At 67.2% G+C, this 23,444-nt stretch carries 30 protein-coding genes and 1 tRNA gene; 17 read left to right on the top strand and 14 right to left on the bottom strand.

From position 1 onward, the window contains the following. Nucleotides 1–55: 55 nt before the first annotated feature. A tRNA-Leu gene (locus tag O5K31_RS07140) sits at nt 56–140 on the top strand. Between the two features lie 47 nt (nt 141–187). After that, nucleotides 188–583: a (2Fe-2S) ferredoxin domain-containing protein gene (locus O5K31_RS07135; protein ID WP_269716612.1), complete on the top strand. Its 396-nt coding sequence runs from the start codon at nt 188–190 to the stop codon at nt 581–583. On the opposite strand, the gene O5K31_RS07130 is transcribed toward O5K31_RS07135, so the two are convergent. Genes O5K31_RS07130 through O5K31_RS07115 form a run of 4 tightly spaced genes read right to left on the bottom strand, consistent with a single transcriptional unit; the run spans nt 513 to nt 3,340 of the window. Beyond that, a complete protein-coding gene (locus O5K31_RS07130) occupies nt 513–1,001 on the bottom strand; it encodes a MarR family winged helix-turn-helix transcriptional regulator (RefSeq protein ID WP_269716611.1) in 489 nt (162 codons plus the stop codon). The two genes, O5K31_RS07135 and O5K31_RS07130, sit on opposite strands and share 71 nt — an antisense overlap. Beyond that, nucleotides 998–2,005 carry a fumarylacetoacetate hydrolase family protein gene (locus O5K31_RS07125; RefSeq protein WP_269716610.1) on the bottom strand — a complete coding sequence of 336 codons (1,008 nt, stop codon included), beginning with the start codon at nt 2,003–2,005 and terminating at the stop codon, nt 998–1,000. Before O5K31_RS07125 ends, O5K31_RS07130 begins: the two co-directional genes overlap by 4 nt. A 1-nt stretch (nt 2,006) precedes the next feature. Continuing rightward, nucleotides 2,007–2,288 (bottom strand): hypothetical protein, encoded by a 282-nt coding sequence (locus tag O5K31_RS07120; protein ID WP_442867763.1) that lies wholly within the window; start codon nt 2,286–2,288, stop codon nt 2,007–2,009. A gap of 5 nt (nt 2,289–2,293) precedes the next feature. Then, the gene (locus O5K31_RS07115) at nt 2,294–3,340 is read right to left on the bottom strand and encodes an isoaspartyl peptidase/L-asparaginase family protein (RefSeq protein WP_269716609.1); all 1,047 of its coding nucleotides are present in this window, start codon (nt 3,338–3,340) and stop codon (nt 2,294–2,296) included. A gap of 92 nt (nt 3,341–3,432) precedes the next feature. Here O5K31_RS07115 and O5K31_RS07110 point away from each other — a divergent pair, with 92 nt between their 5' ends. The 3 genes from O5K31_RS07110 to O5K31_RS07100 are packed head-to-tail and all read left to right on the top strand — an operon-like array spanning nt 3,433 to nt 5,104. Beyond that, nucleotides 3,433–4,032: a YqaA family protein gene (locus tag O5K31_RS07110; RefSeq protein ID WP_269716608.1), complete on the top strand. Its 600-nt coding sequence runs from the start codon at nt 3,433–3,435 to the stop codon at nt 4,030–4,032. Beyond that, nucleotides 4,026–4,541: a disulfide bond formation protein B gene (locus O5K31_RS07105; protein WP_269716607.1), complete on the top strand. Its 516-nt coding sequence runs from the start codon at nt 4,026–4,028 to the stop codon at nt 4,539–4,541. The genes O5K31_RS07110 and O5K31_RS07105 overlap by 7 nt, the downstream gene beginning before the upstream one ends. A gap of 2 nt (nt 4,542–4,543) precedes the next feature. After that, nucleotides 4,544–5,104, top strand: a complete 561-nt coding sequence (locus O5K31_RS07100; RefSeq protein WP_269717016.1) for a demethoxyubiquinone hydroxylase family protein — start codon at nt 4,544–4,546, stop codon at nt 5,102–5,104. A 3-nt stretch (nt 5,105–5,107) separates the two neighbouring features. On the opposite strand, the gene O5K31_RS07095 is transcribed toward O5K31_RS07100, so the two are convergent. Further along, the gene (locus O5K31_RS07095; RefSeq protein ID WP_269716606.1) at nt 5,108–5,956 is read right to left on the bottom strand and encodes a TraB/GumN family protein; all 849 of its coding nucleotides are present in this window, start codon (nt 5,954–5,956) and stop codon (nt 5,108–5,110) included. An 89-nt stretch (nt 5,957–6,045) separates the two neighbouring features. Continuing rightward, on the bottom strand, nt 6,046–6,360 hold the full coding sequence (locus O5K31_RS07090) for a hypothetical protein (RefSeq protein ID WP_269716605.1): 315 nt from the start codon (nt 6,358–6,360) through the stop codon (nt 6,046–6,048). 202 nt (nt 6,361–6,562) lie between these two features. On the opposite strand from O5K31_RS07090, the gene O5K31_RS07085 reads away from it, so the two are divergent. Next, nucleotides 6,563–7,972, top strand: coding sequence for a hypothetical protein (locus tag O5K31_RS07085; RefSeq protein WP_269716604.1), 1,410 nt, complete (start codon nt 6,563–6,565; stop codon nt 7,970–7,972). Between the two features lie 29 nt (nt 7,973–8,001). Here O5K31_RS07085 and O5K31_RS07080 read toward each other — a convergent pair whose 3' ends face one another. Then, entirely contained in the window at nt 8,002–8,880 is an 879-nt protein-coding gene (locus O5K31_RS07080) for a hypothetical protein (protein ID WP_269716603.1), read from the bottom strand. 388 nt (nt 8,881–9,268) lie between these two features. Continuing rightward, nucleotides 9,269–9,832, bottom strand: coding sequence for an HNH endonuclease (locus tag O5K31_RS07075; protein WP_269717015.1), 564 nt, complete (start codon nt 9,830–9,832; stop codon nt 9,269–9,271). 427 nt (nt 9,833–10,259) lie between these two features. On the opposite strand from O5K31_RS07075, the gene O5K31_RS07070 reads away from it, so the two are divergent. The 3 genes from O5K31_RS07070 to O5K31_RS07060 are packed head-to-tail and all read left to right on the top strand — an operon-like array spanning nt 10,260 to nt 12,677. Continuing rightward, nucleotides 10,260–10,889 (top strand): TetR/AcrR family transcriptional regulator, encoded by a 630-nt coding sequence (locus O5K31_RS07070; protein WP_269716602.1) that lies wholly within the window; start codon nt 10,260–10,262, stop codon nt 10,887–10,889. Between the two features lie 8 nt (nt 10,890–10,897). Continuing rightward, on the top strand, nt 10,898–11,749 hold the full coding sequence (gene gluQRS / locus O5K31_RS07065; RefSeq protein ID WP_269716601.1) for a tRNA glutamyl-Q(34) synthetase GluQRS: 852 nt from the start codon (nt 10,898–10,900) through the stop codon (nt 11,747–11,749). A gap of 31 nt (nt 11,750–11,780) precedes the next feature. Further along, nucleotides 11,781–12,677: a DMT family transporter gene (locus tag O5K31_RS07060; RefSeq protein WP_269716600.1), complete on the top strand. Its 897-nt coding sequence runs from the start codon at nt 11,781–11,783 to the stop codon at nt 12,675–12,677. Here the strand turns inward: O5K31_RS07060 and O5K31_RS07055 are convergent. From O5K31_RS07055 to O5K31_RS07045, 3 genes are all read right to left on the bottom strand, one after another. Then, nucleotides 12,656–13,411 (bottom strand): GNAT family N-acetyltransferase, encoded by a 756-nt coding sequence (locus O5K31_RS07055; protein ID WP_269716599.1) that lies wholly within the window; start codon nt 13,409–13,411, stop codon nt 12,656–12,658. The genes O5K31_RS07060 and O5K31_RS07055 overlap by 22 nt on opposite strands. Nucleotides 13,412–13,471: 60 nt before the next feature. Continuing rightward, complete coding sequence (locus O5K31_RS07050; RefSeq protein WP_269716598.1) at nt 13,472–13,675, bottom strand: cold-shock protein; 204 nt, start codon at nt 13,673–13,675, stop codon at nt 13,472–13,474. Nucleotides 13,676–13,775: 100 nt separating this feature from the next. Then, nucleotides 13,776–14,408 carry a TlpA family protein disulfide reductase gene (locus O5K31_RS07045; RefSeq protein WP_269716597.1) on the bottom strand — a complete coding sequence of 211 codons (633 nt, stop codon included), beginning with the start codon at nt 14,406–14,408 and terminating at the stop codon, nt 13,776–13,778. On the opposite strand from O5K31_RS07045, the gene argH reads away from it, so the two are divergent. From argH to lysA, 3 genes are read left to right on the top strand one after another with little or no spacing between them, the layout of a single operon-like run. Then, nucleotides 14,409–15,827 (top strand): argininosuccinate lyase, encoded by a 1,419-nt coding sequence (argH, locus tag O5K31_RS07040; RefSeq protein ID WP_269716596.1) that lies wholly within the window; start codon nt 14,409–14,411, stop codon nt 15,825–15,827. It begins immediately after the preceding gene. After that, nucleotides 15,824–16,093, top strand: coding sequence for a hypothetical protein (locus O5K31_RS07035; RefSeq protein WP_269716595.1), 270 nt, complete (start codon nt 15,824–15,826; stop codon nt 16,091–16,093). Before argH ends, O5K31_RS07035 begins: the two co-directional genes overlap by 4 nt. Then, on the top strand, nt 16,090–17,361 hold the full coding sequence (lysA, locus tag O5K31_RS07030; protein ID WP_269716594.1) for a diaminopimelate decarboxylase: 1,272 nt from the start codon (nt 16,090–16,092) through the stop codon (nt 17,359–17,361). Before O5K31_RS07035 ends, lysA begins: the two co-directional genes overlap by 4 nt. Before the next feature lie 111 nt (nt 17,362–17,472). Here lysA and O5K31_RS07025 read toward each other — a convergent pair whose 3' ends face one another. Next, complete coding sequence (locus O5K31_RS07025) at nt 17,473–17,997, bottom strand: phosphoribosyltransferase (RefSeq protein ID WP_269716593.1); 525 nt, start codon at nt 17,995–17,997, stop codon at nt 17,473–17,475. Further along, nucleotides 17,990–18,847, bottom strand: coding sequence for a DUF3426 domain-containing protein (locus tag O5K31_RS07020; RefSeq protein WP_269716592.1), 858 nt, complete (start codon nt 18,845–18,847; stop codon nt 17,990–17,992). The genes O5K31_RS07025 and O5K31_RS07020 overlap by 8 nt, the downstream gene beginning before the upstream one ends. A 56-nt stretch (nt 18,848–18,903) precedes the next feature. On the opposite strand from O5K31_RS07020, the gene ftsE reads away from it, so the two are divergent. From ftsE to O5K31_RS07000, 4 genes are read left to right on the top strand one after another with little or no spacing between them, the layout of a single operon-like run. After that, complete coding sequence (gene ftsE, locus O5K31_RS07015; protein ID WP_269716591.1) at nt 18,904–19,653, top strand: cell division ATP-binding protein FtsE; 750 nt, start codon at nt 18,904–18,906, stop codon at nt 19,651–19,653. Next, on the top strand, nt 19,650–20,546 hold the full coding sequence (locus tag O5K31_RS07010) for a cell division protein FtsX (RefSeq protein WP_269716590.1): 897 nt from the start codon (nt 19,650–19,652) through the stop codon (nt 20,544–20,546). The genes ftsE and O5K31_RS07010 overlap by 4 nt, the downstream gene beginning before the upstream one ends. Nucleotides 20,547–20,556: 10 nt before the next feature. Continuing rightward, a complete protein-coding gene (locus O5K31_RS07005) occupies nt 20,557–21,159 on the top strand; it encodes a YdcF family protein (protein WP_269716589.1) in 603 nt (200 codons plus the stop codon). Nucleotides 21,160–21,170: 11 nt separating this feature from the next. Next, entirely contained in the window at nt 21,171–21,884 is a 714-nt protein-coding gene (locus O5K31_RS07000) for a lysophospholipid acyltransferase family protein (RefSeq protein WP_269716588.1), read from the top strand. Here the strand turns inward: O5K31_RS07000 and O5K31_RS06995 are convergent. After that, nucleotides 21,881–22,438: a gamma-glutamylcyclotransferase gene (locus tag O5K31_RS06995; RefSeq protein ID WP_269716587.1), complete on the bottom strand. Its 558-nt coding sequence runs from the start codon at nt 22,436–22,438 to the stop codon at nt 21,881–21,883. The genes O5K31_RS07000 and O5K31_RS06995 overlap by 4 nt on opposite strands. Nucleotides 22,439–22,469: 31 nt before the next feature. On the opposite strand from O5K31_RS06995, the gene O5K31_RS06990 reads away from it, so the two are divergent. Further along, entirely contained in the window at nt 22,470–23,423 is a 954-nt protein-coding gene (locus tag O5K31_RS06990; protein ID WP_269716586.1) for a DUF2125 domain-containing protein, read from the top strand. The last annotated feature ends 21 nt before the right edge of the window (nt 23,424–23,444 follow it).

Below are 23,444 nucleotides of genomic sequence, written 5' to 3'. Positions count from 1 at the left end.
ACTGGAAATTGCGGCGACCGCCTGTTATTCACCCCGCTCCGCCACCAGCGGCCTTGCGGGCGTGGTGAAACTGGTAGACGCGCCGGACTCAAAATCCGGTTCCGAAAGGAGTGTCGGTTCGACCCCGACCGCCCGCACCAAGGCTCCGCCTCTTGCCGGAAGCCTCCACCACCACAATCTCAGCGGCATGAAGCCCAGGATCAAACAGGTTCGCGCCGATTGGACCGACGTGGTCCTGGTCTGCCGCAAGTGCTCCAAGAAGCTGGACGGCGGGTTTGGTCAAAAGGGCGACCAGAGGCTGGCCAAGGCGCTTCGACGCGAACTCGGCGCGGGCAAGGGCGACGATCGCAAGGCCGCCGCGGCGGTCATCGAGGTCGACTGCTTCGACATCTGCCCCAAGGGCGCGGTCGTGACGGTCAATGCGGCCAGTCCAGGCGCATGGCGAGTGATCCCGCGGGGCGCGGCCATGGCCGAGGTGGTCGAGAGCCTGGGCCTGAAGCGCGCATCCGCCGCTAGGGCGCCCCGCGATCCTCTCCGGACAGTTTCGCCGCCGCCGCTTCCAGGCGAAGCAGCAGACGCTTGAGCTGCGCCACCTCCTTGGGCGTCAGGCCGGTAAGCAAGGCCGCCTCATACGCCTGCGCCAGAGGGGCGACCTCGGCATAGAGCCGCCGCCCCTCGTCGCTGAGGCTTAGGACGTGCGAGCGGCCGTCGGCCTCGTGCGCGGAACGCTCCACGAGGCGGCGGGTGGTCAGGCCGTGCGCGGCGCGGCTGACCATCACCTTGTCCATAACCGTACGGACCACGATGGCCTGCTGGGTCATGGGTTGTTCGGCCAGGACGGCGATCAGCCGCCACTGCGGGACCGTGAGGCCGAAACGGTCCTCATAGGCGCGGGCGATCAGGCGGCTGACGGCGTTGGAGGCGATCGACAGCCGGAACGGCAGATAGCCGTCGAGCTTCAGCCCCACGCCCTCATCGTCGCCGGCTGTCGCCTTGCTCACGCGGGAGCGACCCGCTGTTCGATGGCGCCGAAGATGGTGTGGCGCTTTTGGTCGCGCATCTCGATCCGCACCGTGTCGCCATGGCGCAGGAACGGGGTGGTCGCCTTGCCGGTGGCGATGGTCTCGATGGTCCGCACCTCGGCGATGCAGGAATAGCCGAGGCCGCCTTCGCTGACCGGCTTGCCCGGGCCGCCGTCGGCGCCGCGGTTAGAGACCGTGCCCGAGCCGATGATGGTCCCGGCGGCCAGGGCGCGCGTCTTGGCGGCGTGCGCCACGAGGGTCCCGAAATCGAAGGTCATGTCGACGCCGGCGTCCGCCTCCCCGAACGGCTTGCCGTTCAGCTCGACTTCCAGCTTGCCATGCAGACGGCCGTCCTTCCACGCATCGCCCAGGGTCTCGGGCGTGACCGCGACGGGCGAGAAGGCGCTGGCGGGTTTGGACTGGAAGAAGCCAAAGCCCTTGGCCAGCTCATCCGGGATCAGGTTGCGTAGGGAGACGTCATTGACCAGCATGACCAGACGGATCGCCGCAAGCGCCTGTTCACGGGTCGCGCCCAGGGGCACGTCGCCGGTGATCACCGCCACCTCCCCTTCTAGGTCGCAGCCCCAGGCCTCGTCCTTCAGCGGAATGTCGTCGCGCGGCCCCAGGAAGCCGTCGGAACCGCCCTGGTACATAAGGGGATCGGTCCAGAAGCTTTCCGGCATCTCCGCGCCGCGAGCCTGACGGACCAGCTGGACGTGGTTCACATAGGCCGAGCCGTCGGCCCACTGATAGGCGCGCGGCAGGGGCGAGGCGGCGTCATGCTCGTGAAAACGCTCACGAGGCACCGAGCCATGCTCGAGGCTTTCGGACAGGGCCTCCAGCAGCGGGCCTACGCGATCCCAATCGTCGAGCGCCGCCTGAAGCGTGGGCGCATAGGCGGCCGCCGTCGTACACCAGGCGATGTCGCGCGACACCACGACCAGCCGGCCGTCACGGCCGGATTTCAAGGATGCTAGCTTCACGTCAGGCGGTTCCCTTCTTGATTATTCTGCTGGCCCTGGCGCCGTGCTCATAACGGGAAGTCCCGCCAGAAACCACGACTTCCACGAGGATGTCGCCGCCCGGCTGCTCAGCCCAGAGGTAATTGCGCTCCACGTCGACGTAGCGGCCGCCCGGGGCGACGCCCTCGAAGACATCGCCCCAGGGCGTGACCTTGGACAGCTCACGCCAGGAGATGGAGCAGGCGCGACTCAATTCGTCTTCCGCCATCGCCAGAAGGTCGGGATCTTGCGGGGTCGTGGTCACAGCGATCAGCGCTCGTCCTTGAAGATCGAGATCACGGGCGCGACGCCGTCCGCCGCCATGGCGCGGTACATGCCGGACGTATTGAAGCTCCAGGCCATCTGGCCGTCGGGAGCGATTGCGATGATCCCGCCATCGCCGCCCAGGGCGGTCAGGCGCTTTTGAATCACCTCGTCAGCGGCGGCCTGCAGCTTCATCCCCTTGTACTGGACCAGGGCGCAGATCTCGCGGGCGACGGTCAGGCGGATGAAGTACTCGCCTGTGCCGGTGCCCGACACCGCGCAGGAGTCGTTGGCCGCATAGTTGCCGGCGCCGATGATCGGGCTGTCGCCGACCCGGTTCCAGCGCTTGCCGGTCGTGCCGCCCGTGGAAGTACCGGCCGCGATGTTCCCCTTGGCGTCCAGGGCGACCACACCGACAGTGCCAAAACGATGGTCGTCCGGCTTTGGCGCGTCAGCGGCCTCCGCCACCGCGCCGGCCGGCTTGGCCGGAATGGGATCGCCGCGCTTGGTCAGTTCCTTCTCAAGCTGGTCCCAACGACGCTGCGTGAAGAAGAAGGACGGCGGGACCTGCTCCAGGCCCTGGGTCTGGCCGAAGGTCTCGGCGCCCTGCCCGATCATCATCACGTGCGGCGACTTATCCATCACCGCCCGAGCCAGCAGGATCGGATGGCGGGTGCGGGTGACGCCCGCGACGGCGCCCGCCTTGAGGTTGGAGCCATCCATGATCGCGGCGTCCAACTCGTTGCGGCCGTCGGCGGTGAAGACCGCGCCCCGGCCCGCATTGAACAGCGGATCGTCCTCCATCCCGGTGATCACCGCCTCGATGGCGTCCAGCGACGTGCCGCCCTTGGCCAACACGGCGGACCCTCGGGCGACGGCGGCGTCCATCGCCTTGCGGTAGGCGGCCTCGGTGGCGGCGTCCATGTCCTTGCGCTCGATGATCCCGGCGCCGCCATGGATGACCAGGGCCCAGCGGGGCTTTTCGGCGGCGTTGGCTGCTGTGGAGAGGGCGATGGCGGCTGCGGCGCCGAGCAGAAAGCTGAGTCTTTTCATGGCGGCATCTAGAGCCCGTCCGACGCGGGGAGACAAGCGCCGGGCGCCCTGCTAGCAAGGGGGTCGCTCATCCCTTTTCCGACGGAACCTTGATGCTTCGCCGCCTCTACGACTGGGTCATGGGTCTGGCGGCGTCCCGCCGCGCGCCCGCCAGCCTGTTCGCCGTCTCCTTCGCCGAAAGCTCGTTCTTCCCGATCCCGCCGGATGTGATGCTGGCGCCCATGGTGCTGGCCAGGCCGGAGCGGGCCTGGCTCTACGCCGGCATCTGCACCGCCGCTTCGGTGCTGGGCGGCCTGGCAGGCTACATGATCGGCCTGCTGGCCCAGGACCTGGCCATGTGGATGCTGGCCATGACGGGCCACGCCTCTGGGCTGGGTGAGTTTCAGTGCTGGTACGCCGAATGGGGCGTGTGGATGATCCTGATCAAGGGTCTGACGCCGGTGCCCTACAAGCTCGTGACCATCGCTTCCGGCCTGGCGGCGTTCAGCCTGCCGATCTTTATCGCCGCCTCGGTCGTCACGCGCGGCGCGCGGTTCTTCATGGTAGCCGCCGTGGTCAAGAGATTTGGCCCCACCATGCTGCCGATCATCGAGAAACGCCTAGGCCTGTTCGCCGTGCTGCTGATCGGTCTGCTGGTGCTGGGTCTGGTGATCAGCCACTTCGTGGGCGGTGGAGCGCCCGCCGCATGCTGAAGCGTATGATCAGGTCCTGCCTCGGCAACTGGCCTCTGGTCGCCTTCCTGGCGTCGGCGGCGATGCTGGCCACGGCGCACGCGTTCGAGCGGTTCGGCGGCTACGCGCCCTGCTACCTGTGCCTCAAACAGCGCGAGGTCTTCTGGGTGGCGATGGCCGTATCGCTCGCGGCGATGATTTTGGTCCGTGTGCGGTCCGGACCGCGCATCGGCGCCGCGTTCAATCTTCTGCTCGCCGCCATCTTCCTGTTCGGCGCCGGTCTGGCTGCGTACCACGCCGGGGCGGAGTGGAAGTGGTGGCCCGGCCCCAACGTCTGTGGCGGCGGAACCGGCTCGCTCCAGGCTAGCGATCTGACAGCGTTGATGGATGGCACGGCCAAGATCAGGCCGCCGGCATGCGACACCGCCGCGTGGGTGTTCCTGGGTCTGTCCATGGCGGGGTGGAATGTGCTCATTTCGCTGAAACTGGCCGGCTGGTCGCTGGTCGCCGCGCTGAAGGGCCGTAAATGAGTATCGAGCGCCCTGTCCCTCCCCGCCCCGGCATGGGCGCCACGCGTACGCGGCTGGCGGAAATCCTGCGCGTCGATCACGCGGGCGAACTGGCGGCGGTACAGATCTATCGCGGCCAGCAGGCCGTGCTGAAGGGCGCCAAGGGGCGCGGCCGCATCGCCGGCCAGCTTTCGGAAATGGAGCAGCACGAAGCCGAGCATCTGGCCCGCTTCGACGAGCTTCTGACCCAGCATCAGGTCCGGCCTACCCTTTTGACGCCGTTCTGGCGGGCGGCGGCCTTCGCCCTGGGCGCGGGCACAGCGCTGATGGGGGACAAGGCGGCCCATGCCTGCACCGAGGCGGTGGAGACGGTGATCGAGGGTCACTACGCCGCTCAGATCGCCGAGTTGAAGGATCGCGACCCGGAACTGGCCGCCGAACTGACCGAGTTTCGCGACGACGAACTGGCCCACCGGGACCACGCCATCGGGGAAGGCGCCCACGAAGCGCCGGGCTATCCCCTACTGTCAGCGGTGATCAAGGCGGGCTGCAAGGCGGCCATCAAGGTCGCCGAAAAGATCTGAGCCCTATTCCGGCGGCAGGTCGATGACCGCGCCGCGCGCCTTCAGGCGATCCAGCACCCCGTCGCGGCGCAGCAGATACTGCAGGTCGATCACCGCGATGGTGCGACCGGGCTTGGTCAGCGCCTTTTCGATATCCGACACCGCTTCGGCCGTGCCGCGCTCCAAAAGCGCGCCGTAGGTCGGGACTTGCTGCAGACAGGCGTCCAGCAGGGCTGGAGCAGCGCGAGACCGGACCGTCGCCAAGTCGCCATTCGCCCATGCCCGCGCCGCGGCGGGTGCGTTGGCAGCCTCGTGGTCGATCTCGTCCAGGGCGGCGGTCAGGCAGGCGATGTGGGTCTTGGGCGGCAGGTTGGCCGCCGCCTTGAGCAGCGAGGAGGCCTTGAAGTCCTCGATCGGCTTGGCGGTCACACGGGCCGCTTTGGCGCGTCGGGCCAGGGTGCTGCCGGGCTTGGCGGACGACAGCCCGCCCTGCTCGCGGAAATCCTCCAGCATCATGAAGCCGGCCACGCCTGGCTTCCAGCCGTCGTACGTCTTCGGATCGCGGCCGATGGAGACGGCCGTGCGCTCCAGCCGCGCCCGCAGCTCGGGCGGCAGACCGGCGCGCAGGTTTTTTCCCTTCAGCGAGGGATAGCGCAGCAACAGGCGCGCGCCTTCCAGTGGCGACGCGCTGGCCTTGGGCGGAAGCAGGACGAGCTTGGCGCCGGCGAGCGCTCGATCCAGGCGGGGCGACGACCACTGCAGGCTGTGCGGAAGGGGCGTCAGCCCGCCCAGGATGACGACTTCGGATTCCCCGCGCCGCACCCGCCACAAAGCGGGACCGGGTGGGCGCGCCACGATCTCCAGCTCCTGCACGACGGCGCTCTCATCTTGGAACGCCGGCGCGAGGGGAGCCTGGGCGGCGGAAGTTCCGAAGCCCCCCAGCGCCGCCAGGAAGCCGAGAATCAGTCGCCCTTGTTCATGGGCGGGACGTGCTGCTCGACCATGTCCGACTTCTCGGCGCGGCGTACGGCGCCCGCCACGTTCAGCCGGGTGAAGACGTGAGTCGCGCCGAAGGCGGCCTTGGCCTCTTCCCATCGGTCCTTATGCCCCTTGTAGAGGTTTTCGGTCTCGCCGGCATAGACGACGGTGGCGCTGGGACCGGCCAAGCGGACATAGAGGTAGTTGCCTCCCATAGGCGATACCCGGTCGTCCTCCAGCGGCATGTAGCGATAGACGGTTCCGGATTTGCCGGTGAAATCGAGCTGGCGGGGCGCCATGGACCCTCCCTGTAACTGAACTGAACGCACGGGAGCGCACTGCGTCCCCGTGGGCATATCTCCGCGCGAAGGATGACGAAAGCGAGGCAGCTTGGCCGTAAACGGAAGGGCCTTGCCAGCCATGTTCAGTAATTGCTATACATGAACTCGAAGATCGTCGTTATATCGGGGCGAGAGCCCGTTGCGTTGTCGTGAGAGTATCATGTCCACCTACACCACGCTCGATTCCATCTACCGCAATCTGCACCGCATCCCCGCCGACAAACCCCTGTCCACGGACGCCGCCGCCCAGCTTAAGATGATGGCCGACGGCATCGACGCCGGCAAAGCGGGCCAGGTCGGGACAGGCTGGAACTTCAACGGCGCGCTGGCCTGGATCCTGGACTCGGTCAACGCCACCTCCGCCGTGGCGGCGGCCACCTACGGCTTCATGACCAACACCTCGATAACCGGGGGCGGGCTGGACTATCTAGTGTCGGCGTATGGCTCGAACCCGAACAACCTGAACTCGGACTACTTCAAGGGCTTCAGCCTCGAGAACCGCTACATCAACTTCGCGGTCAGCATCGCCAAGGAGCCGGGAAGCCAGGCGAAGTTCCTGACGGACTTCGCGCCGCTCTCGCTGGCCGAGACCCTCAAGAAGGCCTACGGCCAGATCTTCGGCACGAGCAAGACCGACGCCGAGTTCTCGGCCATGCTGACGCCTGAGCGCGCCGCCTATTTCGCCTCTTACGGCGGGGACGGGGCCGACGGCGTGGGGACCAAGGCCGCTCTGATCGGCTGGCTGCTGGCGGAGGCGGTCAAGGCCGACACAGGACCCTACGCCCAGGCGACCAAGAACCTGCTGCTCGACATCGCCGGCGACGGCGACGCCCCCAGCTCGACCCGCTTCTTGGAGAACTGGGGCCCCGGCGGCGACTATGCGCCGGGCGGCGCGGCCGATCCCGGCCTGCCGGGTGGAAAGGTGACGATCCAGAATGACTGGAACGTCGATGTGAGCAATCCGACGAATGCGTCCAATGTTCACGCCGTGGCCACCGATGGCGACGACGTCATCATCAGCACCACCGGTCTCGCCCTGGGCGTCACCGTGGCGACCGGCGGCGGCAACGACACCATCTCCATCAGCGGCGGCCTGACGCGCGGCGATATCGACTCCGGCGCCGGCAACGACGTCATCACGGTCAGCGGCGCCGACGGCCAGATCAACACCGGAACCGGCAATGACTGGGTGCAGGTGACGAGCTTTGGTCCGCTGCACAATCACGGCATCGTACCCGACATCATCCCGACCGCGATCATCACCGATTTCGAACAGGGCAAGGATGGCCTTGGCTTCGCCGCCGGCCTGGGCGCGGGCGCCAAGCTCGACATCCAGACCGCCTACCTATGGCGCGCCGGCGCCACGCTCGAGGACGCCCTGAAAGTCGTCGCCGGGCAAACGGCGGCGGGTAAGAACAGCGTCTTCGAGTGGAACGGCCACACCTATGTCTTCCACCAGAACGACAAGGCCGAACTCGATATGGAGGATGGCCTGGTCATGCTGGCCGGCGTCACCGGCCTGACGGTCGCCAACGGCCCGCAGATGGCCGGCGACATCCACTTTGGCTGATTTGGATATGAGCGCGCCTATGGGCGCGCTCAGTTTCCGATCGCCGCCAGGATCGCCTCTTCGCTGAGATTCGGATCGGCCATCGGATTGCCAGCGCCCGTAACCTGCTGGACCCAGTCGGGCGAGGTCTTCAGCTTGGGCCGTGAGAAGCGGATCCAGTCGACATCCAGTTGCATGTCTACCCGCGCGGTGGTGTTGACCGAGCGGTTGATCCCTTCGGGATTTTCCGGCCCCTTCGCTGAGTCATCGCTGGTGGTGTAGGCGATCAGGCCAACCTGCATCTGCGGCCGGAATTCCATGCGATAGAACCGGTCGCGCACCTGCCACTTTGTCTCGCCGTCAGGCCGGGCCAAGGCGATCATCACCATACCCATCCGCACCAGACGAAGTTCGACCCAGCCCGTCGGAAACGGCCGCAGCTTCAACGACGAGTAGCTGTTGAAGGTCGACTTGGTCTCGGTCATCTGCTGACCGGCCGCCTGGCCTACACCGGTGGTGATGAAGTGCCAGTTCTCCGCCCGCGGGCGCCAGTTGGCGGCGGTTGACCCATTCGGAACGCGCGCCATCAGGCCACCCAGGGACCATGTGCCGCCAGGGATGTCGCCGTTGGCGCTTTTGACCCGAACACGGGCCCGCACGTCGAAGTCGCCCTGCACTTCCTTGAAAAGGAAGGGTGCGTTCAGATCGCGCACCCAGGCCACGTCATAAGGCTCCAGGTGCAAGGCGCCCGGCGTGGTCTTGCCAAGATCGATGGCCTTGAGCTTGTCAGGCCATCCATAGGCCTGATCGAACCGCGTCCAGCCCGAAAGCTCCGTCCCGTTGAATTCATCAGAAAGGGCGGTGAGGTCGTCCTGCGCCACGGCTGGCGCGGCGGTCAGAAGGGCGAGGCTGGCTATCAGGATGCGCATGGAGTTCTCTTGCAAGCGGGGCCGCAACGAGAGCAGCGGCGATCAAGGGCCGCGCACGCCTTCTTGGCGTCATTCCGCAGCGGAGAGCACCTTATGACCGCAAATGGATATATTTGTAAGTGGTTACATTCATCCTCGGTCCATCAGGGCGCCTAGGACGTTCTACTGCAGGACCGCCCATCGCCGGCGACGGCCTCTGTGATGACGCTTCAGCGCCATCACGGCCTCCCCCAAAAGACGACGGGCGTCGCTCTGAAAGCGCCTCCCAACCGTCGCCGTCCGCCGTCGCCGGCGGCCGCACTCATAGAGTGCGGCGATTGAAGTGTTTGGTGCCGCAGTCGCCGGCCCGGCGCAAAGACCAGCTTACCCAGATCGTGCTTTTCGAGACCTAAGCCTCCAGCTCGATGTCCCAGTAAAGGTAGTCGAGCCAGCTCTCATGCAGGTGGTTGGGCGGGAAGCGGCGTCCCCGGTCCTGTAGTTCATGCATGTTTGGGCGGCGCGGCGCGTGGTGCGGCTGCATGCCCGCCTCTCGTGGCGTGCGCCCACCTTTGCTGAGATTGCAGGGCGCGCAGGCGGTGACGATGTTCTCCCAGGTCGTGCGGCCCCCGCGCGAGCGCGGAATGACATGGTCGAAGGTCAGGTCGTCCGGCGAAGCGCAATACTGGCAGGAGAAGCTGTCGCGCAGGAACAGGTTGAAGCGGGTGAAGGCCGGTGGCCGGTCCTGAGTCACATACTGCTTCAGCGCCACGACGCTAGGCAGCTTCATCTCGAAGGACGGCGAGTGGATGACGTGGTCGTAGGTCGAAACAACATCGACCCGATCAAGGAACACAGCCTTGATCACCTCCTGCCAGGACCAGAGCGACAGGGGGTAGTAGCTGAGCGGCCTGAAGTCCGCGTTCAGCACAAGGGCGGGCGCGCCTGACGGAGGCCTGGAAAGCACCTGCATCAGACCCTCCGCCGGAGGGGGATGTACGCCACAGGACTGAAGACAGGTCTCCTTCCTACGTCGCTGTCAGAGAATCACGCCGACTCCCCGATCACCCGTGAAGGATATGCCTTTTTCGGCGACAGGCGAGTGACCGACGCCTGTCGCCCCCTCTTTTTGACGGCCTAGGCCCCGATCGCGACCGTCGCGCCGGCCATCAGCAGGCCAAGGGCGAGAAGATAGATCGCAGCGGCGCGGTCGAAGATCCGTTCGAAAGCGTTGAGCATGACACACACTCCAAAGTTCGAGCTCTCTGAGACAAGAGCCCCTGTTATTGGCGCCTCGACCCTTTCGAAGCGCCGCCCCATCTGGACGATGTTTAGATATACCCAATCTGAACGTTGTCAAGATGAACTTTACGCCGTACGGATCAGCCACTAGAGTAGTGACGATGAACAAGCCCGCCCCCGTCGAGACTCGCCCCTATCACCATGGGGATCTGCGCCGCGCCCTGATCGAGGCCGCGCGTCGAATTCTCGAGACCGACGGTCCCGCGGCCCTGTCGCTGCGCGGCGTGGCGCGGGAGGCCGGGGTCAGCCCGGCCGCGCCGTATCACCACTTCAAGGACAAGGGCGAGTTGCTCGACGCGGTGGCGCACGAGGGTTTCGAAGCCCTGGCGGTCGTCCTTCAGGACGCCAAGAGCAAGGCCGCCAGCGTCAAGGACGCCATGGCCTCCATCGGCGTGGCCTATGTGACCTTCTCGCGGGACAACCCCGCCCTCTATCGCGTGATGTCCGACTGCTCGCGCGACAAGGACGCCATGCCCGATCACCTGCATACCGACGAAGGCAGCGCCTATTGCACGGTGCGCAACACCCTGGTCGAGGCGGGCCTGGACGGCGCTACGCCGCTGGACCTGGAGCTGGCGACGATCGCCGCATGGTGCGCGGCCCACGGCCTGGCCGAGATGAGCGGCTTTCGCCAGTTCGAGTCCCTGAAGAAGGAGCTCGGCGGTGAGGAGGCCTTCCTGCGCGGCGTGCTGGAGCATCTGGGCATGTTCGCCAAGGTGATGAAGGGCTAGCTCCCACCGTGAGCGGCTTCGTCACCCGGTTCGCGCCCTCTCCCACCGGGCGGCTGCATCGCGGCCACGCGTTTTCGGCGCTGACGGCCTATCGGGCCGCGCGGCAGGCCGATGGCCGGTTCCTGCTGCGTATCGAGGACATCGACCGCGTCCGCTGCCGGCCGGAATTCGAGACGGCCGTGTTCGAGGATCTGGCGTGGCTTGGCATGACCTGGGAACGGCCGGCCCGGCGACAGTCCGGTCACATGGACGACTACCAGTCGGCCCTGGAGGTTCTTCGCGCCAAGGGTCTGCTCTATCGCTGCTTTCGCACGCGCAAGGAAATCGCCGAGGCCGCCGCCAGCGCCCCGCACGGCGCGGCTGAAGGTTTCCGTGGTTCACCGCTCTCCCCGTCGAAGGAACGCGCGCTGCTGGACGCCGGCAAGCCCTTCGCTTGGCGCCTTTCGCTGGACGCGGCCGCGGAGTTGCTGAGCGGTTTCGACGGTCTGACCTTTATCGAGGAAGGCGGCGGGCCCGACGGGGAGACCGGGTTGATTCCCGCTGACCCCATGTCGGCCGGCGACGTGGTCCTGGCCCGCAAGGACGTGGGCGTGGCCTATCATCTTGCCGTCGTGGTCGACGACGCCCTGCAGGGGATCAGTCACGTCATCCGCGGTGAAGATCTGTTCCAGGCGACGCACATTCAGCGCATGCTGCAAGCGCTGCTCGACCTACCGGCGCCGGTCTATCGCCACCACCGGCTGCTGATCGGCCCGGATGGCAAGCGCTACGCCAAACGGGATCTGGCTGAAACCTTGGCCGATCTGCGGGATCGGGGCGTTACGGCCCACGACCTCAAGCTCGAACTGGGTTTTGCTTGAGCCTGGCCGGCGAACGGCCTAGCTCGGGCTTATGACCCCCGCTCCGCGCTGGACCGCCTACGCCGCCCTGCTGTTCGGGGCCTGCGCCATCAGCCTGACCCCGATCTTCGTGCGGCTGTCCGACGCCGGGCCGGCGGCGATCGGCTTCTGGCGGCTGGGGTTGAGCGTGCCGGTGCTGGCGATCATCGCCATCGCCAACCGGGATGCCGCCTCGCTGACAAGACCTACCCTGCCTGGCGTTCTGGGTGGTCTGTTCCTCTGCGGAGACTTGGCGCTCTGGCACTACTCGCTGGGCTTCACGTCAGTGACCAACGCTACGGTGCTGGGCAATCTGGCGCCCATCTATGTGACGATCATCGGCTGGATGCTGTTTCGCGAGAGGCCGCAGGCCCTGTTCCTCGTCGGCTTGGCCGGAGCCATCACAGGCGCGGTCGTCATGGCCATGGGCGGCGGCATGGTCAGCACGCCCGGCCCCAATCCCCTGTTGGGCGACGTTCTCGCCACCCTCGGCGCGGCCTGGTACGCCGGCTATCTTCTGGCCACCCGAGCCGGGCGCGCCAGGAGCACGGCCTCGGCGATCATGTTCTGGTCCAGCCTGTCGGGCGCTGCCGCGCTTCTCGTGGTGGCGATGGCTCTGCGCGAATCGCTCCTTCCCGCGACCACTAACGGCGGATGGGCTCTGGTCGGCTTGGCGGCGACACACGTGATCGGTCAGGGAGCCATCGCCTGGTCGCTAGGCCGCCTGCCGACGGCGGTGGCCGCGGTCACGGTGCTGATCCAGCCGGCCTTTTCCGGCGCGATCGCCTGGGGGCTGTTCGGCGAGCGCCTTACCGCGCAGCAGATTCTGGGCGGCACGGTCGTCCTGGCCAGCGTCGTTCTTGCCCAATGGGCCAGCGCCCGACGTCCTCAGGCCCCGGTGGTCCAGTAAGCGTAGGTATAGGCGGTGGAGAACCCGGCCGCCTCGTACATGGCGATGGCGGGCGCGTTGTTCGCCTCGACCTGCAGATAGGCGCGCGTCGCACCCTCGCCGCCGGCGGCGTGTAGCAGGGTCGACAGCACGCGCCGCGCCAGCCCCTTGCGGCGATGATCGGGCGCAGTTCGCATGGCGAAAACGCCCGCCCACGCGCCCTCGACGGCGGAGGCGCCAATGGCTTCGGGGCCAGCCTCGCCTTCGATCCGGGCGAACAGGGCGGGCGGGCCGATGCGGCGCAGGGCGTCCAGCCGCTCCCGAGCGTCCGCCAGGTTGCCGCCGGCCGTGGCGGTGAACACCGCCTCGAACGCAGGGTCCGGAGCGCCTTCCAGTAAAACGCCGGTGTCCGCCTCGCCCCGGCAAGGGCCGACCATGACCAGCGTGCGGTTCGCGGGCCGATAGCCCCGCTTCTCCAATTGCTGCGCCAGGGTCCGTGGGGCGACAGCGCGGTCCGTCAGCTTGAATCGCGGTGGCAGGCCCCGTGCGGCGTACCAACGCTCCACGGCTTCGATAGCCCTGGGCGCGGCGACGCTAGGGCGGCCGAGAGGCCAGCAGGCGTTGATCCGCTGGGAGAAGCCGACGGAGGCGTTCAACCGCCAGCCGCCCATGCGAAATTGCTCGGCCGCGGGCCAGGCGCGGTCGGCGATAGGTTCGAGAAGCTTTGGATCGACGCTCAGGCGCGGGCTCCGCAAATGAAACGGGCGCCGATCATACGACCGGCGCCCGCTGAAATCTTGTCGCCTGGAGACGCCTTAGAGGGCCTTCAGATCCACGGCGGCGATCTTGCCGCGCTCTTCCTTTTCTTCGTAGCTGACGCGCTGACCGTCGTTCAGAGAGCGCAGACCTGCACGTTCGACAGCGCTGATGTGGACGAAAACGTCCTTGCCGCCATCTTCAGGTTGGATGAAGCCGAAGCCCTTGGTGGTGTTGAACCACTTGACCGTACCGGTGGCCATGTGTCGCCGTCTCCCTGACTTTTGTGCGCTACGGAACAGCGCGGAGCGAAGCTGTGCATGGCCAAACGAGGCGGTCAATCGCTAATCAAGTGAGCCCGCTTCAGCTTTTCTCGCGGATCAGGCGCTCCACCAGTTCACGGGCCTCCGGGCTGTTCCAGTCCGCCTCACCCGCCAGGCGGGCGCGTTCACGTCCCTGCTTGTCGAAGATCAAGGTGGTGGGGAAGCCCTCGGCGCGCGGCGTCAGGCCGAAGGCGAGCTTGTATCCCGGGTCGCGATAGAGTTTCAGCGGCGGCACGGCGGCGATGTCGGCCTTGGCGATATTGAGGTCGTCGTCGCGATCAACGCTGACAGCCAGCACCTTCACCGGCTGGGTGGCGTAGGCCGCCTGCAACCCGGCGAGGGTCGGCATCTCCTTCTTGCAGGGCGCGCACCAGGTCGCCCACAGGTTCAGCACGACCACCTCGCCCTTGAAGTCGGCTAGGGTCAGGGCTTTACCGTCCGCGTCGGTGAAGCCGACGGTCGGCATGGCGCGCGGTTCGGCGGGCACATCCAGCTTGGCCAGGCTCGCCCGGCGCAGGTCGGACAGGTCCGCCAAGCCATCTTCGCCCGCTGGGGATTTGAATGCGGAGGCGCCTATGACGTATAGAACCGCCGCGACGCCGATCAGGGCGACGCCCCGGATGGCCCACTTCAAAAGGTCGGGCCTGGGTTTCTCCGCCTGGACTTCGCTCATATGACCGACAACGCCTCCAATGCGCCCTCCCCTAAGGCCGAGGGCCAAGCCATGTGGGGCGGTCGCTTCTCCGCCAAACCCGCGGAACTGATGCAGGCGATCAACGTCTCCATCAGCTTCGACAAGCGCCTCTGGGCGCAGGATCTGGCGGGCTCACGCGCCCATGCCGCGATGTTGTCCAGCAAGGGCGTGATTACAAGCGAAGATGCTGCTGAAATCCTCAAAGGCCTCGACGCCATCGAGGGTGAGATCAGGGCCGGCGCCTTCCCATTCCGCGAGGAATACGAAGACATCCACATGAATATCGAAGCGCGGCTGCGCGAGCTGATCGGCGCGACCGCCGGCCGCCTGCACACCGCCCGTTCGCGCAATGACCAGGTGGCGCTCGACTTTCGCCTTTGGGTGCGCGAGGCCTGCGACCGCTCAGCGGCGCAGATCGAGGCCCTGCAACGCGCCTTGATCGCCACGGCCGAAGCCCATGCCGACACCCTGATGCCGGGCTTCACGCATCTCCAACCGGCCCAGCCGGTGACCTTCGGCCACCACCTGATGGCGTATGTCGAGATGTTCGGCCGCGACGCCTCGCGGTTCAAGGACGCCCGCGCCCGAATGAACGAGTGCCCGCTGGGCGCCGCCGCCCTGGCGGGGTCGCCCTTCCCCATCGATCGTCATCAGACGGCGGGCGCCCTTGGCTTTGATCGCCCGACCGCCAATTCGCTCGACAGCGTCTCGGCCCGCGATTTCGCGCTGGAAGCCCTGTCGGCCGCCTCGATCTGCGCCACCCACCTGTCGCGCCTGGCCGAGGAGATCGTGGTCTGGATGACCCCGCAGTTCGGCTTCATCAAGCTGACCGACGCCTTCACCACCGGCAGTTCGATCATGCCGCAGAAGAAGAACCCTGACGCCGCCGAGCTCATCCGCGCCAAGGTCGGCCGTATCCTGGGTTCGCTCACCACCATGACCGTGGTGATGAAGGGTCTACCGCTGGCCTATTCAAAGGACATGCAGGAAGACAAGGTCCCGACCTTCGAGGCCTTCGACGCCCTGGAGCTGTCGCTGCTGGCCATGGCTGGCATGGTCGCCGACCTGACCCCGAACGCGGAGCGCATGGGCGCGGCGGCGGGCGCGGGCTTTTCCACCGCCACGGACCTGGCTGACTGGCTGGTGCGCGAGCTGGGCCTGCCCTTCCGCGACGCCCACCATGTGACGGGTGCGGCGGTAAAGCGCTGTGAGGAATTGGGCTGCGACCTGCCGAACCTGCCCCTGCCGGAGCTTCAGGCGCTGAACGCCGGGATCACCGATGCAGTCTATTCCGTTCTTACCCCTGCCGCTTCGGTCGCCAGCCGCGTAAGCTATGGTGGAACCGCACCCACCCAGGTCCGCGCGCAGATCGCGCGCTGGAAGGAGATCCTCGCATGAACCGCAGCCTTGTGATCATCGCCGTCGGGGCTGGAGCCATGCTTGCGGCGGCTTGCGGCAAGGTCGGGCCGCTTGAGCGCCCGGCGCCTATGTTCGGCGCCGCCGCCAAGGCGCGCTATGAGGCTGAGAAATCCTCGTCGGAGGCCAACCAGCCGTCCGCGCCCAAGAGCACGCGCGAACAAATGGACCCCGCCACCGCCAATCGCCCGGTAAACGAGACCCAACTGCCCGGCATCAACGACCCTTTCGGCCAGCGCCCTAAATGAACCATTTCGAGCTTCGGGACGGCGAACTCCATTGCGAGGGCGTCCCGCTGTCGCGCATCGCCGCCAGCGTCGGCACGCCGGTCTATGTCTATTCGGCCGCGACCCTGCGCCGGCACTTCACGGTGTTCCGCGACGCCCTGCGCAGCCATCCGCAGATCGGCGAGCCGTTGGTCGCCTATGCGGTCAAGGCCAACTCCAACGTCCAGGTCCTGAAGGTCCTGGCGGCGGAAGGCGCGGGCGCGGATACGGTATCCGAAGGCGAAATCCGTCGCGCCCTGGCGGCCGGCGTCGCGCCTGAGAAGATCGTCTTCTCCGGGGTCGGCAAGACCCGCGCCGAGATCGCCTTCGCCCTGACCACGGGCGTCGCCGAGATCAACGTCGAGTCCGAGCCAGAGGTGAAGCTGATCGCGGAAGTCGCCGCGGAGCTGGGCGTGAAGGCCAAGATCGCCTTCCGCGTGAACCCGGACGTTTCGGCCGGCGGCCACGCCAAGATCTCCACCGGCAAGGCCGAGAACAAGTTCGGCGTCTCCTTCGCCGAGGCCGCACGCCTCTACGCCAACGCCTCGAACCACGCGCACCTGCAGCCGGTGGGCGTGGCCTGCCACATCGGCAGTCAGATCACCGATCTCGCTCCCATGGAGGCCGCCTTCCGCAAGATGCGCGGCCTAGTCGAAAGCCTGCGGGCCGAGGGACTGACGGTCGAGCGCCTCGATCTCGGCGGCGGCCTTGGCGTGCCCTATTTCAACCAGCCCGAGCCCCCGACGCCCGCCGACTTCGCCGCCATGGTGGCCAGAGTGGTCGATGGCCTGGATGTGCAGCTGGCCTTCGAGCCGGGCCGCGTCATCGCCGCCAACGCGGGCGTGCTGGTGGCCGAGGTGATCCACGTCCATGAGCGTCCGGAAGGACGACGCTTCCTGGTGCTGGATGCGGCCATGAACGACCTGATCCGTCCGGCCATGTACGACGCCTATCACGACATCCGCCCGGTCAAGCCGTGCGGAGCGGAGACCGGCGTCTATGACGTGGTCGGCCCAGTGTGCGAGACGGGCGACACCTTCACCCGCGACCGCGTTCTGCCTGTGCTGTCGGGCGGCGACCTGGTGGCCTTCATGTCCGCCGGCGCCTACGGCTCGACCATGGCCAGCGAGTACAACACCCGCCCCCTGGTGCCCGAGGTGCTGGTGGACGGCGACAAGTTCGCGGTGATCCGCGCCCGTCCGACCTATGACGAAATGCTGGCGCGCGAGATGTCGGCGGAGTGGGTTTAGGGCCTGCGTGCTTCGAGACGCGCTTCGCGCTCATCAGCATGACGAAGGTGGTTTGCTGTTGAATCCGTCATCCTGAGGAGCGGGCTTAAAGCCCGCGTCTCGAAGGACGCGCTAGTCCAGCGCGCCGATGTAAGGCAGGCCGCGCATGACGCCCTGGTTGTCCATGCCGTAGCCGACCAGGAAGCGGGCCGGCGCCTCCCAGGCCACGAAGTCGGGCTGGATGGCGCGCGGCTTGGGCCACGGCTTGCGGGCGAAGACGGCTGAGATCACCTCGCTGGCCCCGGCGTCGCGCACCAGGCGCACCGCTTCCGACAGCGACAGGCCGGTGTCGAAAACGTCGTCCAGCACCAGCGCCTTGCGGCCGATCAAGGGGCGCTGAAGATCCGCGCGCACCTGGCAGCGGCCCGAGGACTCCTGGCTGTCATGGTAGGACGCCAGCCACAGGGCGTCGAAGCGCACGTACTTGCCCCGACGGCCGAGCGCCCGGGTCAAGTCGGCGGCGAACCAGATGCCGCCGGTCAGCAGGCAAACCGCCACCGTGTTCTCGTCCACCCGCGGTGCGATCTGCTCGGCCAGGATGTCCACGCGCGCGGCGATCTCGGCCTCGGACAGCAGCTCTATGGGCTGGTCAGTCATGCGAGCCCTTCTCCGGGTGGGTCTGAGGCGCAGCCCGAACCTCGGTCTTGGCGCCGCGCAACGCCGGCGTCTTGGCATGGTCCGGGTTGGCCGCCGGCGTCAGGGGAGCGTGAGCGGCCTTGGCGGCGCCGTCCTTCAGGTCGAAGCGAATCTCCAGGTCCCGGGCGGTCGAGGGCGGATCAAGGATCACGATCGCGAAGTGGCGAACCTCTCCCGCGGGAATGGTCGGATCGGCGGCGGCGGCCAGCTTGCCAGCAACACGCTTGCCCTGGGGATTCAGCAGGCTGACCTGCAAGGGCGGCGACACGACCGGCGTGGCGCGGATGTTGCGGATCACCCCGGTGACCGTCAGGGCGGCATGGCCGCCTTCGAGCGACGGCTGCGCCTTCAGGCCCTCGATGATCAGGCCGACGTTGTTCACCGGCATGCCGATCAGATCATAGACACCCGCCGTGCGAGGCCAGACGCGAGCCACGTCGGCGCGGAACACCACCGCGAGCACCAGGGTCAGGGCCATCAGGCCCAGGACAGAGGCCCAGACGATCCCCGCCGTCGCCGCGTGGCGCACCTTGCGCTCCCCGTCGGCGCGCGCTCGGAACGCCTTGGGCAATTCCTCGCCCGACAGATCGCTGCTCAGTTCGTTGAGCTCGGCCTCGATGTCGTCTTCGCTGGCAGGCGGCACATCGGCGAAGACCGACGGAGTCGACTCCTCGGCCAAATCGAGCGGCTGCTCGTTGTAGGCCGTCCATTTGTTCCCGCACTTGGCGCAGCGAACAGCACGGCCATCCGATCCGACCTTGTCGTCGGGCACCAAATAGCGGCTGGCGCACTTGGGGCAGGTCAGTATCATGGCCGCAGAATCGGACGCTCCCGCTCGTCCCAACGAGGTCGCCGATTTCGGTCTCCATGTCCAGAAAACCGTTTGTACAATCTGAGTATTCCGGTCTCGCCTCGGCGCCGGACGTCGTGCGTTTTGAAGGCGTGGCCATGCGCTACGGTCGTGCGCCTGAAACGTTGAAGGATATCGGCTTCGCCTTGCCGGCCGGCTCCTTCCATTTCCTCACCGGTCCTTCCGGCGCGGGCAAGAGCAGCCTGTTGAAGCTGATCTACCTCGCCCACCGGGCCTCGCGAGGACGGGTGGAGCTGTTCGGGCGCGACGTCTCCACCGTCCGCGCCGCCGACCAGCCGATGATGCGCCGGCGCATCGGGGTGGTGTTCCAGGAATTTCGCATGCTCGAGCACCTGTCGGTGTTCGACAACGTGGCCCTGCCGCTGCGCATCGCGGGCCGCAAACCGGACTCCTATCGTAACGACATCGCCGAACTTCTGGCCTGGGTCGGGCTGGATCAGCGGATGCACGCGCTGCCCGCCACCCTGTCCGGCGGCGAGAAGCAGCGCCTGGGCATCGCCCGCGCCGTCGTGAACCGCCCAGACCTGCTGCTGGCCGACGAGCCGACCGGCAATGTCGATCACGAGATGGCCCTGCGCATCCTGCGGCTATTCGTGGAGCTCAACCGCATGGGCACCACGGTCTTGATCGCCAGCCACGACGACGATCTGGTGGCGCATGCCCGTCGGCCGGTCCTGCGGCTGGAACGCGGCCGGCTGCTGGCTCCGCCCAGCGCGTCGCTGAATGTTCGGGGGGATGAGCTGTGAGCGACAGCTTCGACCTCCGCCGCTGGCGTCCCGGCCCCCTGTTGCCCAAGCGCGACGAGAGGGACTTCGCCCTGACCTTCGTGGTGGCGGTGCTGTGCCTGCTGGCCTGCCTGACCGCCCTGACCGCCATCAGCGCCGATCGCGGCGCGCGGGGCTGGTCGCGGCAGTTGACCGGCTCGGCCACCATCGTCGTGCGCCCCAAGGGCGCGGAATCTCCCGACGCCGCCGCCGCCCGCGCGGCCGAGACACTGGCCGGCCTGAGCGGCGTCACCGAAGCGCGCGCCCTGGCCAAGGCCGACGCCGAGGAACTGCTTGAGCCCTGGATCGGCCGCGAGGCTCTGCTTGAAGACCTCCCGGTCCCGCGCCTCGTCACCGTCGAGTTGGACCCCGCCAAACCCGCCACGGCGCAATCGCTGGACTCCGCGCTGCAAGCAGCAGGTCTGGACGCCAGCGTGGATGACCACAGCCGCTGGATCGGGGACATCGAACGCTCCGCCGCGCTGATCCGCTGGGCGGCCATCGGCGTGTTCGTGCTGATCGCCGCCGCCGCCGCCGCGACGGTCGCCTTCGCGACCCGCGCGGGCCTTGCCGCTCGCCGCGATGTCATCGAAGTCCTGCACCTGTCTGGCGCCAAGGGCACGTTCATCGCCCGCCTGTTCCAGGCCCGTTTCGCGCGCATGGCCGCCGTCGCGGGCTTGTTCGGCGCGGCAGGGGCGGCCATGATCGGCGCAGGACTAAGGCTCGCCGGCGGGGGCGGGGGCCTGGCGCCGGTGCTTCCGCTCGTCTGGAGCGACCTGGCCTGGCTCCTGCCCTGCCCCGTCATCGCAGCCCTGACCGCGGCCGTCGCCGCGCGCGGGGTCGCGATCCGGTTGACCGGAGAACTCGCAGGATGATCGTCGAACTATGAAAACCATCGCGGCTTTTCTCATCGCGCTGATGATCTGGGGCGTAGGACTTCTGACCTTCGCGGCCCGTGTCGACATGTCGACCCCGGCGCAGGTTCCCCCCACCTCCGAGGGCATCGTCGTCCTGACCGGCGCCTCCAACGCACGGCTGGAAGAAGGCATGCGCCTGCTGGAAGATGGCAAGGGCGACCGCCTGCTGGTCAGCGGCGTCAATCGCGAGGCTACCCGCGCCGACATCCAGGATGTCACCGGCGCCACCAAGGGCCTCTATGACTGCTGCGTGGACCTCGGCTTCACCGCCGCCGATACGGTGGGCAACGGCCGCGAAACCGCCGAGTGGGCTCGCAACCTGGGCTACAAAAGCGTGATCGTGGTCACCGCCGACTATCACATGCCCCGAGCCATGATCGAACTGCGCTCGGCCATGCCGGAGGCCGAATTCCACGCCTATCCCATCAAGACCGAGGCCATGGACGCGCGCAGCTGGTGGAAGACCGCGACCGGAGCCAAGCGCATGGCCTTCGAGTACTGTAAGTATCTGGCTATCCTGGGACGCGAGGCATTTCTCAAGCTCGGCCCCGACCAGGAACGCAAGGGCTAGGGACCAAGCTTTTGATTTTGCTGCGCTCGCTGCTGTTCATCGCCGCCTTCTACCTGATGTCGGTGATGACCTGCCTCATCATGGTCCCGTTCCTGTTCATGCCGCGCCCGATCCTCGCCCGCGCCCTGCGCGTCTGGGGCGCGGCGGTGACCTGGCTCTTGAAGGTGATCTGCGGCGTGCGGGTCGAGGTCCGGGGCGTGGAGCATCGGCCGACCGGCCCAGCCCTGATCGCCGCCAAACACCAGGGCATGTTCGACATCTTCGGTCAGTTGCCCGTCCTGCCGGACGCCTGCTTCATCCTGAAGAAGGAACTGACCGTCATTCCGTTCTTCGGCTGGTACGCCGCCAAGGACCGCATGATCGTCGTCGATCGCGAAGGGCACTCCGCCGCGCTCAAGAAACTGGTGCGCGACGCCCGCGACCGGATGAAGGAAGACCGGCAGATCGTGATCTTCCCCGAGGGCACGCGCTCCAGCCCCGGCGAGCCTACCGAGTACAAGCCCGGCGTCGCGGCGCTCTATCGCGAACTCGACTTGCCCTGCAGCCTCCTGGCTCTGAACACCGGGGTTCACTGGCCGCGCAAAGGCTTGAAGATTTACCCAGGGACCATCGTCTTCCAGTACCTGCCGCCGATCCCGGCCGGACTGAAGCGCGCCGAATTCATGCGTGAGATGGCGACACGGATCGACGCGGCCTCCAACGCCTTGTTGGCCGAGGGCGTCTAGGCGGGCTCGCGCGCCTCGACCATCGCCAGCAGGCTCTCCATACCCTGGTCGCGAACGCCCTCCTCACGCAGGTGGACGACGAGATCGCGCAGATAGTCGATGTTCCGCCCCGAAAGACCCGCGGCGCCGGCGATCAGATCAGCCTGCTGCTGGTGGCTAAGCGCCCCCGCCCACTGCGGGTGATCCGTATCCGACAGGAACACCAGGACCGGCGCGCGCAGGCCGCCATTGATCCGCGCCTCGCGCCACGCCTCGACATAGGTCTCGGTGGGTTGCTCGCGTTCACGCAGGTAGGCGTAGGTTTGGGGCCACTCGGCCGCGGCCACGCGATAGGCCACACCGCGAACCGCGCCGCCTGGCGCGAGACCCAGGACTAGACCTGGGCGCTGATAAGTGCCCCTGTGGTGTACCGAATAGATGCAGAATGCCCGTCGACGCCCATGGAGCACCGCCGTTTTGCGTTCTAGATACTGGAACCCGGGCCGCCACATCAGCGATCCATAACCGAACACCCAGCGGTCGCCGCTCGACGCGGCCGCTTCGTCATCGCCCAATTTCAACTCCCGATGCTCGGCGCCCTTTAAAATGACCCTGCCCGATCCGATCCCTCCGCGTAAACCCCGCCGGTTCTGGCTGATCGCGCCATACGTCGTTCTGCTCGTCGCGGTGGCGATCTGGTCTGTCGTCTGGGCCTGGCTTCGGGGCGAGACGGAGCGCCGGGTGGACGCCGAGACCGCGCGCCTGCGGGCCGTGGGCTATGACGTGGCCTGGCAGAACCGCAAGATCAGCGGCTATCCCTTCCGGCTGAACGTGGAGTTCGACAACCTGCGTATCACCGAACCCTCGGGATGGGGCCTGTCGGCGCCCGTCCTGAAGGGTGAAGCCGAGGTTTTTAACTTGCGTCATTGGGTCGGAACCGCGCCGCAAGGCGCCATGCTCACCCGCCCCCTCGGCGGCCCTGTCACCATCACGGGCGAGGCCCTGCGCGCCAGCATCGCCGGTCCGGAGGGGGCGCCGCCCCGCATCTCCATCGAGGGTGTCGGCCTGAGCTTCGCCCCCGGCACCGGCGCCGAGGAATACCCGCTTCGGTCGGCCAGCCGCCTGGAGATGCATCTGCGCCCCGGTCCTGACGATCAGGCCGCCTTCATGCTGAAGGTCGAGGGCGCACGGGTGCAGTTCGAGGATCAGGTGCTTGACCGCGTGGCGCGTGATGAACCGGCCCTGCTGCTGGTGGACGTGGTCTTCAGCAAGTTCAGCGCCATGCGTGGTCACGGCTGGCGCGACACGGTTCAGCGCTGGACCGCCGCCGGCGGCCAGGTGAGTGTCCGCCGCGCCGAGATCAGCACCAAGGACGGCGGCCTCAACAGTCAGTCCGGCCAGTTGTCGGTGAGCCCCGATGGCCGCCTGACCGGCCGGATCGACGCCGCCTTGGGCGCCCAGGGCGCCACCGGCGGCTTGATTGGCTCCACCTTCAAGTTCGAGAACGGCGAAACGCGGCTGTCGGGCCAGACCATGGGCGGCGCGCCCCGCATCTACTAAGCCGAACGCGCAATATCCTTG

The sequence above is a fragment of the Caulobacter sp. NIBR2454 genome, from assembly GCF_027474405.1.
In the GTDB taxonomy this organism is placed as follows: Bacteria; Pseudomonadota; Alphaproteobacteria; order Caulobacterales; family Caulobacteraceae; genus Caulobacter.
Note: the sequence above shows the minus strand (reverse complement) of the source record. Positions and strands in the feature narration are given on the sequence as shown.